The 12,461-nt window shown below is 46.8% G+C and carries 11 protein-coding genes; 4 read left to right on the plus strand and 7 right to left on the minus strand.

Going from position 1 to position 12,461, the window contains the following annotated elements:
- Positions 1–39: 39 nt before the first annotated feature.
- On the minus strand, positions 40–1,332 hold the full coding sequence (locus H1A11_RS02880; RefSeq protein ID WP_117966817.1) for a hemolysin family protein: 1,293 nt from the start codon (positions 1,330–1,332) through the stop codon (positions 40–42).
- Between the two features lie 94 nt (positions 1,333–1,426).
- Here H1A11_RS02880 and H1A11_RS02885 point away from each other — a divergent pair, with 94 nt between their 5' ends.
- Positions 1,427–2,239 carry an alpha/beta hydrolase family protein gene (locus H1A11_RS02885; RefSeq protein WP_117600697.1) on the plus strand — a complete coding sequence of 271 codons (813 nt, stop codon included), beginning with the start codon at positions 1,427–1,429 and terminating at the stop codon, positions 2,237–2,239.
- A gap of 8 nt (positions 2,240–2,247) precedes the next feature.
- On the opposite strand, the gene H1A11_RS02890 is transcribed toward H1A11_RS02885, so the two are convergent.
- Together H1A11_RS02890 and H1A11_RS02895 are read right to left on the minus strand one after the other, a co-directional pair.
- Entirely contained in the window at positions 2,248–3,153 is a 906-nt protein-coding gene (locus tag H1A11_RS02890) for a DUF4595 domain-containing protein (protein ID WP_181757682.1), read from the minus strand.
- 13 nt (positions 3,154–3,166) lie between these two features.
- Positions 3,167–4,588 carry a S41 family peptidase gene (locus tag H1A11_RS02895; RefSeq protein ID WP_181757683.1) on the minus strand — a complete coding sequence of 474 codons (1,422 nt, stop codon included), beginning with the start codon at positions 4,586–4,588 and terminating at the stop codon, positions 3,167–3,169.
- 184 nt (positions 4,589–4,772) lie between these two features.
- On the opposite strand from H1A11_RS02895, the gene H1A11_RS02900 reads away from it, so the two are divergent.
- The gene (locus tag H1A11_RS02900; RefSeq protein WP_181757684.1) at positions 4,773–6,059 is read left to right on the plus strand and encodes an O-acetylhomoserine aminocarboxypropyltransferase/cysteine synthase family protein; all 1,287 of its coding nucleotides are present in this window, start codon (positions 4,773–4,775) and stop codon (positions 6,057–6,059) included.
- A gap of 14 nt (positions 6,060–6,073) precedes the next feature.
- Complete coding sequence (gene mnmA / locus H1A11_RS02905) at positions 6,074–7,138, plus strand: tRNA 2-thiouridine(34) synthase MnmA (protein WP_117966808.1); 1,065 nt, start codon at positions 6,074–6,076, stop codon at positions 7,136–7,138.
- Here the strand turns inward: mnmA and H1A11_RS02910 are convergent.
- The 4 genes from H1A11_RS02910 to H1A11_RS02925 all read right to left on the minus strand — a co-directional run bounded on the left by H1A11_RS02910 (position 7,129) and on the right by H1A11_RS02925 (position 11,319).
- Positions 7,129–7,791, minus strand: a complete 663-nt coding sequence (locus H1A11_RS02910) for a response regulator transcription factor (RefSeq protein ID WP_117600701.1) — start codon at positions 7,789–7,791, stop codon at positions 7,129–7,131. The genes mnmA and H1A11_RS02910 overlap by 10 nt on opposite strands.
- Positions 7,792–7,882: 91 nt before the next feature.
- A complete protein-coding gene (locus tag H1A11_RS02915) occupies positions 7,883–8,473 on the minus strand; it encodes a DUF4251 domain-containing protein (RefSeq protein ID WP_117966805.1) in 591 nt (196 codons plus the stop codon).
- A 65-nt stretch (positions 8,474–8,538) separates the two neighbouring features.
- Positions 8,539–9,975, minus strand: coding sequence for a Na+/H+ antiporter NhaC (gene nhaC / locus H1A11_RS02920; protein WP_181757685.1), 1,437 nt, complete (start codon positions 9,973–9,975; stop codon positions 8,539–8,541).
- A 168-nt stretch (positions 9,976–10,143) separates the two neighbouring features.
- Positions 10,144–11,319, minus strand: a complete 1,176-nt coding sequence (locus tag H1A11_RS02925; RefSeq protein ID WP_181757686.1) for an MFS transporter — start codon at positions 11,317–11,319, stop codon at positions 10,144–10,146.
- Positions 11,320–12,142: 823 nt separating this feature from the next.
- Between H1A11_RS02925 and H1A11_RS18990 the strand changes: the two genes are divergently transcribed.
- Complete coding sequence (locus H1A11_RS18990) at positions 12,143–12,445, plus strand: hypothetical protein (RefSeq protein ID WP_226791135.1); 303 nt, start codon at positions 12,143–12,145, stop codon at positions 12,443–12,445.
- The last annotated feature ends 16 nt before the right edge of the window (positions 12,446–12,461 follow it).

Below are 12,461 nucleotides of genomic sequence, written 5' to 3' on the forward strand. Positions count from 1 at the left end.
TAATGGTTTAAATTAATTATAAAGACGCAATAGCGTTCGTTATTCATCTTCTTCTTTCTTGATGACAAGCAGTTTGTCCACTCGTCCGCGGTCCATATCCACTACTTCGAAGTCCAGGTTTTTGTAGCTGAACAAGTCTCCGGCTTTCGGCACCCGTCCTATCAAGAACATGGCAAGACCGCTCAAGGTGGTGAAGTCTTCTTCTTTCAGGTCATCATAGTTCATAATGTCCATTGCCTCCATAAAGTCATCCAGATTCATGGAAGCCTCCACCAGCATGGAACCGTCTTGACGGACAACGATTTCCTCTTCTTCCGTTTCATTCTCTTCGAGGATGTCTCCGAAGATACTTTCCGTCAAATCGTGCAGGGTGATAATCCCTTCTGTATTTCCATACTCGTCTACAACAACTCCGAACTTGTTTTTGTTCTTCTTAAACAGCTCTAAAACTTTCTTTGCATACAAACTTTCCGGAATAAATAGGGCAGGGCGGGCAATATTGCGTAAGTTGAAGGGTTGTTCGCCGCCCATCATCAAGATGATGTCCTTTACGGAAACCACGCCGATAATCTCATCTTTCCCCCGTTCCACCAGAAGATATTTGCTGAAGTGTTCTTCATGGATGATACGCAGCACCTCTTCCGGTGTGTCTGTGGGGTGGAGCACAACGATGTCGCGGCGATAGGTCATCAGGTCATTCGCTCTTTTGTCCGAGAAGCGGAACACGTCACGCAACATTTCTGTCTCGTCTTTGTCGATGACGCCTTGTTCCGAGCTTTGGTGGAGGATCATCTTCAGTTCGTCTTGTGTCATTTGGCGTTCCTCGCCGCTGTTCAGTCCGATGAGTTTGTTCATCAGTTTGGTGGAAGCGCTCAGCAGGCATACAAACGGATAGGAGATCTTGGTCAGCACAATCATGAAAGGGCTGAGCATGGTGGCCCATCGTTCTGGGTTATTCAAGGCGATGGATTTGGGTACCAGTTCACCTATGATGAGTGACAGATAGGTGATGATGGCTACTACGGTAATCATGGCAAGAGTCTTGGCATAGGCGGCTGCTCCCGGAATGATGGCGAACAGCGGTTCTACGTCATCAGCGATGGTGGCACCGCCATAGGCACCGGATACGATACCGATAAGAGTAATACCGATTTGGATGGTGGAGAGGAACTTTTCGGGTTCTTCCAGTTGTTTCAATACTCCTTTGGCTCTTTTGTTCCCTTTTCCGACAAGAGTTTCAAGGCGTGCTTTACTTGAGGAGACTAAGGCGATTTCATACATGGCAAAAATACCGTTCAGGATAAGTAAAAGTAGAATGATAATAAATTCCATAGTGGATTTTGAATAGTTTGTGAGGCAAAGATAATGATTTTTCAGTATTTATTGTTAATATTGCCATCCGTTAGAAAAAATAAACAATAAATAGATGAAAAAAAGAATTACTGCCTTGGGGCTTTTGTGGTGTCTGTCTGCCGTGATGTTGCAGGCGGCACGTGTAGACACGGTGCTGGTGAGAAGTGTAGCCATGAATAAGGATGTAAAAGTTGTGTATGTATTGCCTGATAAGGCTATCGGCAAGCAGGCTTGTCCGGTGGTTTATCTGTTGCACGGTTATGGCGGCAATGCGCGGAGCTGGATGCAGCTGAAGCCGGAATTGCCGCAGATGGCGGATGAGAAAGGAATCATATTTGTATGTCCGGACGGCAAGAACAGTTGGTATTGGGACAGTCCGGAGAATCCTGCCTACCGTTATGAGACTTTTGTCACCTCGGAATTGGTGAAGTATACAGACGGGAACTATGCTACCATTCCCGATAGAAAGGCGCGTGCCATCAGTGGATTGAGTATGGGCGGTCACGGTGCTTTGTGGAGTGCTATCCGCCATAAGGATGTGTTCGGTGCGGCGGGCAGTATGAGTGGAGGAGTGGATATACGGCCGTTCCCCCAGAATTGGGAAATGAGCAAGCAGTTGGGAGAGTTTGCTGCCAACAAGGCATCTTGGGATGCACATACGGTGGTCAATCAGTTGGATAAGATTGTAAATGGAGACTTGGCGCTAATCATCGACTGCGGTGAGGCCGATTTCTTTCTTGAAGTGAACAAGGACCTGCACAACCGGCTGCTGGCAAGGAAGATAGACCATGACTTTATCACCCGTCCCGGTGGACATACCGGAACGTATTGGAACAACTCCATAGACTATCACGTCCTTTTCTTCGACAAGTTCTTTAAGAAGTAAGTAACTTGTTATTCGATGGTATAGTTCACGGTGCGTGTGTAGTCCTGCTCGTAGCCGTTCCTTATATGCCTGACGACTGCATGGCAGGAAGTGACGATACCCCGGTTATCCAACGTATAAGTATAGGTGGTGGTCTCTTCACTTTCTCCGTTGCTGTCCGGGATGAGTTGGGTAATCAGGTAGTTTGCAGGTTCTCCCAATATCTTCCCGTATATGGCAACCGCATGCATGGAAAGCGGATACATGTCCGTAATGAATAGGCTTGGTATTTCGGAGATATTTGCAATTTCATCGCCTGAGGGTGTGGTAGCCGTACTGTTGTGCTCAAAAGCATCTACCTTTTGCTGTATGCGTAATGCCCGGAAGTTGTTGTAGTCTATTGTAATGGATGAGTATTCTTTTCCGTTGTCCAGCCTTTCTGTGATGTTTTCCAGATAGTATTTGTCTTCGGTGTTGATGAGGTAGGAGAAGGTGTAAGTACGGGTATTTCCTGCCATATCCTGACTGGTACAAGTGGTGGCATAACCTTTGTCATTCAGCGTGTAGGTTGATATTGTACCTGCTTCGTCGGTTATCACGGCTTGATGGTCCTTGTATTCGACGGTAGTGGTATTCTCTATCTCGAAGAGTTCGTCTCCTGCCGTAAAGCTCTGTTTGCCGGTGTAGCCGGTCAGCCTGCCTGCACTGTTGTAAAGGTAGGTGTGGGTGGCAGTAACCGGTTGCGCATCGCTCTCTATCACTTCTTTGAGTTCGATTTTGGAGAAAGGAGTGGTGGGGTAGGTTGACGGCTCCGGTTCTGGCGTATCATTGCCATTGTTATCATCGCTGCAAGCTGCCAGTCCGCCGAGCAACAGCAGGCTGAACATGATTCCCGAAAATCGGGTGATGATTGTAACTCTTCTGTTTAGTTTCATCCTATTTGTCTTTTTATTTGATGCGTACGGCATGGCTTGCCCGGCGTTCAATGGAGTTTGCGAGAGTGGTCACTCTTAAAGAACGGGTATCTTCTTGTGTGGGCGGTTGTATGCTTCCGTCGATGGCGCCGAGTGCAGTGCTCAATAAGGCTTCGTTGGTATCTCCAAAGGGCAGGAAGCGTGACATGTCGCTCATCTCATTCACTACATATCCCGAGTAGGCCGGTTGGAATCCGGATTCATAATCAGATTTCCCTTCCGAATTGTATATCTTGCAGACGATGGGATTCATCGTTATCATCAGTTCGGGGCTGGAGAAATTTCTGGAGCCTACATTCTTGCCTACGGTAGTGCCGCCGATGATGACGACATCCATATACGGGTCGAGACAGTTAATCACCATTTCGGAGGCGGAGGCAGTCTGGCTGCTGGTAAGTACGTAGAGAGTGTTCAGGTTCAGGTTTGCTCCGTTTCCGATGAGTCCGGAGTTCAGGGTGAACGGTACTATCTGCGGGTTGAAGCGGTTGCTGAATTCCAGGTATCCCAACTCTTGCCCCAAGGCGGAGGAAGGTGCGAGCATGGTACACAGCAATTCTGCGCAACTCAATAATCCACCGTTGTTGTAGCGCAAGTCAAGGATGAATTCGTTGACTTGCTGTGATGCGAAATATTGGAATGCGCTGCGCAGGTCGTTGTCATATTCATTGCTGTTGTCCGTGGGGCCGGAACTGAAATGGTTGTAGACCAGATAACCTATTTTCTTGCTGCCCGATGTATATACATTCTTATAGTGTACCGGGTTGTCGTTGACGGGACGCGCCGATGCTATCTGCCTGGGTTTGTCGTAAGCAACAATGGCATTTTTCTCCACGTCGTAATAACCTACTGTCAGCTCCATGGCACTACTTCCATACAGTTTCTTATAATTCTGTTCGGTAATAAAGTTCCCGTCCATCTTTATAATCCAGTCACCCCGTTTCAGCCCGATTTCTGAGGCCGGGCTTCCGTCGGCAACGTAAAGAATCTGTGCAACAATGGCATTATCTTCTCCTTCTACTTCTATCTGATTGGTAGTGAACTGGAATCCGTAGCTGTAATCCGTATAGGGGATGCTGCGGGTAGTGGTGACGCTGACCAGACTGTCGATGGTGGAGAATTTGTCCTCTTCGGATTTGAGCGAGGCAAAGAAAGTGAAAGGGGCCTGGAAATAGTTCAGGTCGTTGGTATGGGGAATGGCGTCTACCCAATAGTACCACACACGCATGGTATCGTCAATCCAGCGGTCTGTCTGGGTCTGTCCGGCATACTCCTTCCAGCGGTCCACCCCGCAGGAAGTCAGATAGATGGGAAGAATAAAGATTCCCAATATGAGTATCAGTATATTTCTTGCTTTCATGGGGGCAAAGATAGTGCAAATTGAGTGCAGAACTTTCATGCTTGCATGAAAAAGTTTTGCCGAAATGCAGTCTATCTTATCTAAAGATAGAAAATAGCTTGCTTATCTACCACAATTGTGGTATAAAATTCCCTAATCTGTGTCATTGTCTGCCCCGGCTTATCGCTCTATCTTTGCAACATCCGAATGAGAAACGGTTTATTCACTTAAAATACAAACGACAATGGAAACAAAGAAATTGCACTTTGAGACTCTACAACTTCACGTTGGACAAGAACAACCCGACCCGGCAACTGATGCCCGCGCCGTACCTATCTATCAGACAACTTCGTATGTATTCCGTAATTCGGCCCATGCGGCAGCCCGCTTTGGCTTGCAGGACCCGGGGAATATTTACGGGCGGTTGACGAATTCCACCCAGGATGTGTTCGAGAAACGTGTGGCGGCTCTGGAAGGCGGTGTTGCCGGATTGGCCGTAGCCTCGGGTGCGGCAGCCATCACTTATGCCTTTGAGAATATCACCCGTGTAGGAGACCATATCGTGGCGGCTAAGACCATCTACGGCGGAACGTATAATCTGCTGGCCCACACATTGCCTGCCTATGGGGTTACCACTACTTTTGTAGACCCGGACCATCCTGACAATTTCGAGAAAGCGATTCAGGAGAATACCAAGGCGGTATTCATTGAAACGCTGGGCAATCCGAATTGCAACATCATTGACATCGATGCCGTTGCTGAAATAGCACACCGTCATCGGATTCCTCTGATTATAGATAATACCTTCGGTACTCCTTACCTGATTCGTCCTATAGAGCATGGGGCAGACATTGTAGTCCATTCGGCAACGAAGTTTATCGGAGGGCATGGTACGTCCTTGGGGGGGATTATTGTAGATAGCGGCAAGTTCGACTGGGTGGCTTCGGGGAAGTTTCCTCAACTGACGGAACCGGACCCGAGTTATCATGGAGTACGTTTTGTCGACGCTGCCGGTCCTGCTGCCTATGCCATCCGTATCCGTGCCGTATTGTTGCGTGATACCGGTGCTGCAATCAGTCCTTTCAATGCTTTTATTCTGTTGCAAGGGCTTGAGACGTTGTCACTTCGTGTGGAACGTCATGTGGAGAATGCTTTGAAAGTGGTTGAATTTCTGCAGAAGCATCCCAAAGTGGCTGCCGTGAATCACCCGTCTCTGCCCGAGCATCCTGACCATGCACTTTACGGGAAATATTTCCCGAACGGAGGTGGTTCTATCTTTACGTTTGAGGTGCGGGGCGGTGTGAAGGAAGCGCAGACGTTTATTGACAGTTTGCAGATATTTTCGTTACTTGCCAATGTGGCTGATGTGAAATCTCTGGTTATTCATCCTGCCACCACTACCCACTCCCAATTAAGTGCACGGGAATTGGAGGAACAAGGCATCAAACCAGGTACGGTCCGTCTCTCCATCGGGACAGAACATATCGATGATTTGCTGGAGGACTTGTCTCAGGCGTTTGACAGAATTTAAAAGGATAACATTAAATGAATATTGCCGTATTACTGTCGGGAGGTGTGGATAGTTCCGTTGTCGTGCATCTCCTTTGTGAACAAGGTTATCGTCCTTCTCTTTTTTACATCAAGATAGGGAGGGATGATGCCGATTATATGGACTGCTCTGCGGAAGAGGATATGGAGATGGCTTCTGCCATTGCCCGTCGCTATGGATTGTCATTGGAAGTAGTGGACCTGCACCGGGAGTATTGGGACCGGGTGGTGGCTTATGCCATTGATAAAATAAAACGTGGCTTGACTCCCAATCCGGATGTGATGTGCAACAAGCTGATAAAGTTCGGATGCTTCGAGCAACGTGTGGGAAAGGGGTTTGATTTTACGGCAACTGGGCACTATGCCACTACGGTGTTGAAGGATGGAAGGACATGGCTCGGTACCGCCGCCGATTCCGTGAAAGACCAGACCGACTTTCTGGCACAAATAGATTATCTGCAAGTTTCCAAACTGATGTTTCCATTGGGCGGGCTGATGAAGCATGAGGTTCGTGACATAGCCCTGCGTGCCGGATTGCCCAGTGCCAAACGTCGTGACAGTCAGGGTATATGCTTTTTGGGGAAGATTGATTATAATGATTTTGTACGTCGTTTTCTTGGCGAAAGGGAAGGGGATATTGTGGAGTTGGAAACGGGCAGGAAGTTGGGCAGGCATCGGGGCTATTGGTTTCATACCATTGGCCAGCGCAAAGGATTGGGATTGAGTGGAGGACCGTGGTTTGTTGTTCGCAAGGATATTGAAGGGAATGTGATTTATGTATCACGAGGATACCATACGGCGTTGCAATACGGCAATGAATTCCATATGCACGATTTCCATTTCATCACGGATAACCCCTGGAAGGAAGCAGAGAGAGAGGCGGAGGTGACTTTCAAGATACGCCATACGCCGGAGTTCGTCAAAGGCAGGCTGCAAAAGAAGGCGGAGGGCTACTGCATAATATCGGAAGAGAAGCTGCAAGGCATTGCTCCGGGCCAGTTCGGAGTGGTGTATGATGCCGCTGCCCGGTTGTGTATCGGGAGTGGGGAGATTTATATATAATATTCCACCAAGTCCACGATGCCTGCCTTCATGGCATATTTGGTAGCCTCGTGCGCATTGTTTACACCCAGTTTCCGGAAGATATTCTTTCTGTGGCTGTTTACCGTATGGAAGCTGAGGTTTCTTTCGGCGGCTATTTCTTTGGTTGTTTTCCCCAGGGCTATCTCTTTCAGGATGCTCCGTTCGGCAGTAGTCAGTAAATCGTCTTTGATGGCAGGATGGGTGGGGGAGGAGGAACCGTTGCCCGCAAGTAGCAGGTTGCTGACGTGATTACAGATGAATCGTTCTTTGCGTGAAGCGCATTGTAGTGCGGTCAGTATCTCTTCTTTGGAATTATCCTTCAGCACTACGCCGAATGCCATGCTGCTGAACAATACCTGGCGCAGGAACGGTAGGCTCAATTCGTCGGAAAAGAGTAACCAATCGGCTTCCTTGAAGCGTTCGTGAAGTACCATTAGCTCTTCGGCTCCCGAAAAATCAAAAAGGGTATAGTCCAGAATGACAACGGCGGTGGGATGCAGGCGTAGTTGCTGTATCAGTTCTGCCTTGTTGTCGGCTTCCAGCAGCAGGGAGGTGTCTTTCTGTCTGCCCAATAGGAACATCATGCCTGCTTTGGTGATATCTTGATTGTCTGCAATGATAAATTCTCTCATGACATTTGGTATATAAAAAACTCCGCTACAAATGTACACTTTTTAGTGTGATTTGTGGCGGAGTGGGAATATATATATTTATATAAGGGTTTTACCAGGAACGTCCCTTGAATATGTTGGATTGTTCCAGCGGAACCAGGTTCCCGCTCAAAGTCATGGTGTTGGAGTTGAAGTTCGGGCTGATGGTTACAGTTGCGTTGTTCCCGCCATTGGTCAGCGTAAGGAATATCTGGGCGGAAATGCCGATACCCTGGATGCTGAAGTTGCAATTCACGTTGCCCCGTTTGTCGGTAGTCATCTGGATGTCTGATACAGTTCCGTCCACTGTTACACCGCCAATGCCATTAGGACCCGGGTATGCGGTGTTGAAGGCTACCTGCACGGTGCCGCGTCCTTGGTTTACCAATACGAAGTTGGTGTTGGAGTTTACAAATGCGGTCTGTCCGTTGCGGAACATCACCTGGTCTGCCTCCATTACGAACTGGTGAGCTTTCAAGGCCGCCATTGCGTCATCATATGAAATGGCATCCTGTGCTTGTTCTTCAGCTTTCAGGCGTGCACGTTCTGCGTCTCTCTGGGCTTTACGGTCTGCGCGCTTTTCAGCTCTACTCTCTTGTGCATACATGGTCGTTGCTGCCATGCTTACCAATACTACTGCTGCTAATGCAATAAACTTTTTCATAATCGAATTTTTTTTGTTTAGGTTTAAATAAATTGTTCGTTATAAGTTTATTGCAAGAACAATGCCTATCCAGGATTGTTCACCGGTTTTTTAATTATTTTATATCCGATAGCAGCAATAAAGATACTCATTACCGGACTGATAAGGTTGAAGAAGCAATAGGGAAGGTAGGTCAGTGTGGGTACACTCAAAATGGTAGCTTGCGTCATGCCGCAGGTGTTCCATGGGATAAGCGGGGAGGTAACGGTAACGGCATCTTCCGTGGTACGGCTAAGTAGCCGGCTTTCGTAGCCTTTCTTTGCGTAAACGTTGCTGAACATGTTTCCGGTGAGGATAATGCTGATGTACTGGTCTGCCGTGGCAAGGTTCAGGAACAATCCGGAACATACGGTGGATGCTACCATGCTGGCTGTATTCTTCATGAAGCGGACGAATAGGGAAGTGATGCTTCCCAGCATGCCGCTTGCCGTCATGGCTCCGCCGAAACACATGGCGCAGATGATGAGCCAGATGGTATTCATCATTCCTGCCATACCTCGTGTGGCAATCAATTCTGTCAACATGTCACTGTCAGTTTGTAGACTGGTACTGCCATAGAATGTCATCATTATCCCTTTGAACATATTTCCACCTTCCGCTATCTCATTCAGTAGTCCCGGTTGGAAGATGAAGGCGAATATCCCTGCCAGCAGAGTGGAGAGAAAGAGTGTGATGATGGAAGGCACTCTCCGGGCAATCAGTATTCCCGTAATCACGGGAACAGTCAGTAACCAGAAAGTAATGTGGAATTTGGCGTCCAGTGTTGCCGTAAATTCCGCGATCTGTTGTGTATTGTTTGTTTCGTGTGTGAGCCCCATTACTGTAAAGATGACAAGGGTGATAAGGAGAGAAGGGACGGTGGTAATCATCATATAGCGGATATGGCTGAATAGCGGTGTGTCCGTTACGGATGAGGCAAGGACTGTGGTATCCGATAACGGTGAAATTTTGTCTCCGAAATAAGCTCCTGAAATGATGGCACCGGCTATCCATCCCTCTTCAAAACCTTGTGCCTTACCTATGCCCAAAAGGGCGATACCGATGGTGGCGATAGTGGTCCATGAACTTCCCGTCATTACTGATACCAATGCACAAATAATGCAGGTAGAAGCAAGGAAGAAATTCGGATGGATAATTTGCATACCATAATATATAAGGGTAGGTACCACCCCACTTATCATCCATGTGCCGCTCAAAGCACCGATAATCAATAGAATAATGATAGCTGTGGCAACACCTGAAATGTTGTTGGTGATGGCAAGTTCATAATCTTTCCAAGGGATGCGGTAGAAAGCCATGCCGATAAAGACACACATGCCAGTGGTGGCAAGCAGGGAAATCTGGCTTCCTCCACTCAAGGCGTCACTTCCGAAAGTATGGATGGTGGCAAACAGCATTCCTACGAGAAAAGCGATGGGAAATAGAGAAACGAGTGGAGAGGGTATTTTCTTTGCTGAATTCATTGGGTTGTTTTTGACTATGCTTGGTTGACAAATCTATTATCAATCTGCCGTTTATAGTTTGATGCGGCAAAGGTATAACAATTCTGTTTAATATCTTTCTTATCCTCTGTATGACAAATAAAAATTATCAAATCTTTGCGTTTGCTTGGAAAAATGATAGTATCCTTGTTATTTCTTGCTGTAAAGGGTGATGGACAACGATATTATTGTCAAAATAACGCCGGTGCCGACCACGCCACTCCATCCCCAAGTCTGCCAACTACTTCCTGCAAGGAAGGTACCCAAAGAGCCGCCGATAAAGTAAGTGGTCATGAAAATCGTATTTACCCGATTGGAGGCAGATGGGCAGATGTCGAAAATACTGGTCTGGTTGCTGAGTTGGATACATTGCATGCCTATGTCTATAAGAATGACACCGGTAATGATACCTGCATAGTTGTTTCCGCAGAAAAAGAGCGAGCCCCATGCAAGCAGAATCATTCCGCAACCGATAAAGTTGAAATTGCGTATGCCTACCTTTTTTACATATTTTCCTACAAAAGATGCGGTTAAGGCTCCGGCAATACCGCAGAGCCCTAGTATGCCGATGACGTCGCTGGATGCATGGAACGGGGCTTCTCCCATTTTGAATGCAAGGCAGGACCACATGGCAAGGAATGAGCCAAAGGCCAGTCCCGCACGTATCGAGTAGATTCGTAGAGAGGGGTATTCTCTTACTAATGAGAAAAGAGACTTCATCAGCCCGGAATATTTGCCTTGGAAAGTCGGTTGTATGTCTGGTAGTACCTTTAATACAATGATGGCGCATAGTAACATCATTCCGGCGGCGATGAAGTACATTTCACGCCAGCCAAGCACTTCACCCACAAATCCGCTGACAACACGTGATGCAAGTATTCCAGTCAGTAATCCTGAGATGACGACACCTACATTCCGTCCCTTGTTTTCGGGGCGTGAGAATTGCGAGGCAATCGGTACAAATATTTGGGGTATCATGGAGCAGATGCCGGTGATGAGTGATGCTGCCCAGATGATGTAGATGTTCGGTGCCAGGGCAATGGCTAGAAGGGAAAATATGAGTAGGAAGAAATTCGTCAGGATGATATTCTTGCGTCTATAGAGGTCTCCTAATGGAACGATGAACAATAATCCCAGCGCATATCCGATTTGTGTAACCATGGCAATGAGGTTCGTTTTGAATTCAGAAACTCTCAATTCATGCCGCATGATATTAAGCAGGGGTTGGTTGTAATATAAGTTGGCTACGGACACGCCAGCTACGATGGCAAGTGTCCAGAGTATATGTGCCGGTAATCCTCCGTTTTCTTTCAAGTCTCGTTTCATGCTGCAAAGATAATGTCTTTCTGTTTCATGGGCAAGATATGTGAGTATGATAAGAATATGTGTGAAGTGGTATCATCTTTTTAATCTTTCCGTTTGTTATACTATTATTTTGTTTGAAAATAATTGATTGGGGTTATCTTGGATAAGCAGAATATTGTATTGGTACTTAAAAATACGTTGGGTATGGAAAATGAATGGTTTAGAGAGTTGCTGGGTATGAAATGCAGGTGGACGGAATGTAGGCTCTGCTAGCAAACGAGGGTTGGTAAGGTGAATTTGATGATTCAAGGAGCCTGCCGTTCCCCCATTAGACCGCCTCCTGATGACATACTTGGGATTATCCTGCTATTGACTGAAAACTCGGGTATATATTAGTAGGAATCATTATTACTTAAATTTATAATAGTATGAAACATTTATCGATAATAATAATAGTAGTGTCATTATTCATTTTCCTGCTGTCCATCGGCGTATATCATAAGGTTCCCTGGTCTGTTCTGCCAATAGTGGCTAGTGGAATCTGTATATTATGTTGGCTTTTGTTCCATTTGCTCTGTATCAGTGAAGAAAGAGATTTACTGAAAGAGGGAAATCAGTATTTCATTGATACCTTTCAAAACATACGTAATCCCATTTCTTTGATTAAGACACCGTTAGGGGCAGTTACGAAGGAGACTGTCCGGAAGACATAAAGAAGGAACTGGCTGTTGCACTTCATCATATAGGCGGGTTGGAGCAGCACTTGATAGCGTTAATGGAGTTGAAACGACTATTTGGCAATTCTAGTAGCCTGGTAGTTGCAGAACATGAAATCGGCGCATTTATGAGGAAGAAAGTGTCTTTTTTACAGTCTCATGTGGCCGGGTTGCAGATGAAGCTGGATTTGGTTCCGGATTTTGACTATGCAAGCGCTTGGTTTGATCCGGGAAAGATATCTCCGGTTGACCGGTTTGTATTGAGTGCCATCGAGTGTTCTCTGCCGGAAACGCACCTCTCGATGCAGGTTTTGTTGAAGGGGGATTACTGGGCAATCAAGATTAAGGACACAGGCAACAAGCGATTTTTGAAATGTTGCAGATGGTACTCGTCGCGGCTTCCTATTCTGCGACCTCTGCATGGCAAGTAGTATGGCATGGGCGGTG

This window comes from Bacteroides sp. CACC 737, assembly GCF_013874375.1.
Taxonomy (GTDB): domain Bacteria; phylum Bacteroidota; class Bacteroidia; order Bacteroidales; family Bacteroidaceae; genus Bacteroides; species Bacteroides uniformis.

Coding starts and splice junctions, on each gene's coding strand:
- H1A11_RS02915 (WP_117966805.1), bottom strand. CDS start 8,473: ATGAAAAAGTTTATTGCATTAGCAGCAGTAGTATTGGTAAGCATGGCA.
- H1A11_RS18990 (WP_226791135.1), top strand. CDS start 12,143: ATGAGGAAGAAAGTGTCTTTTTTACAGTCTCATGTGGCCGGGTTGCAG.
- H1A11_RS02910 (WP_117600701.1), bottom strand. CDS start 7,791: ATGAGAGAATTTATCATTGCAGACAATCAAGATATCACCAAAGCAGGC.
- H1A11_RS02895 (WP_181757683.1), bottom strand. CDS start 4,588: ATGAAAGTTCTGCACTCAATTTGCACTATCTTTGCCCCCATGAAAGCA.
- H1A11_RS02925 (WP_181757686.1), bottom strand. CDS start 11,319: ATGAAACGAGACTTGAAAGAAAACGGAGGATTACCGGCACATATACTC.
- nhaC (WP_181757685.1), bottom strand. CDS start 9,975: ATGAATTCAGCAAAGAAAATACCCTCTCCACTCGTTTCTCTATTTCCC.
- H1A11_RS02885 (WP_117600697.1), top strand. CDS start 1,427: ATGAAAAAAAGAATTACTGCCTTGGGGCTTTTGTGGTGTCTGTCTGCC.
- H1A11_RS02880 (WP_117966817.1), bottom strand. CDS start 1,332: ATGGAATTTATTATCATTCTACTTTTACTTATCCTGAACGGTATTTTT.
- mnmA (WP_117966808.1), top strand. CDS start 6,074: ATGAATATTGCCGTATTACTGTCGGGAGGTGTGGATAGTTCCGTTGTC.
- H1A11_RS02890 (WP_181757682.1), bottom strand. CDS start 3,153: ATGAAACTAAACAGAAGAGTTACAATCATCACCCGATTTTCGGGAATC.
- H1A11_RS02900 (WP_181757684.1), top strand. CDS start 4,773: ATGGAAACAAAGAAATTGCACTTTGAGACTCTACAACTTCACGTTGGA.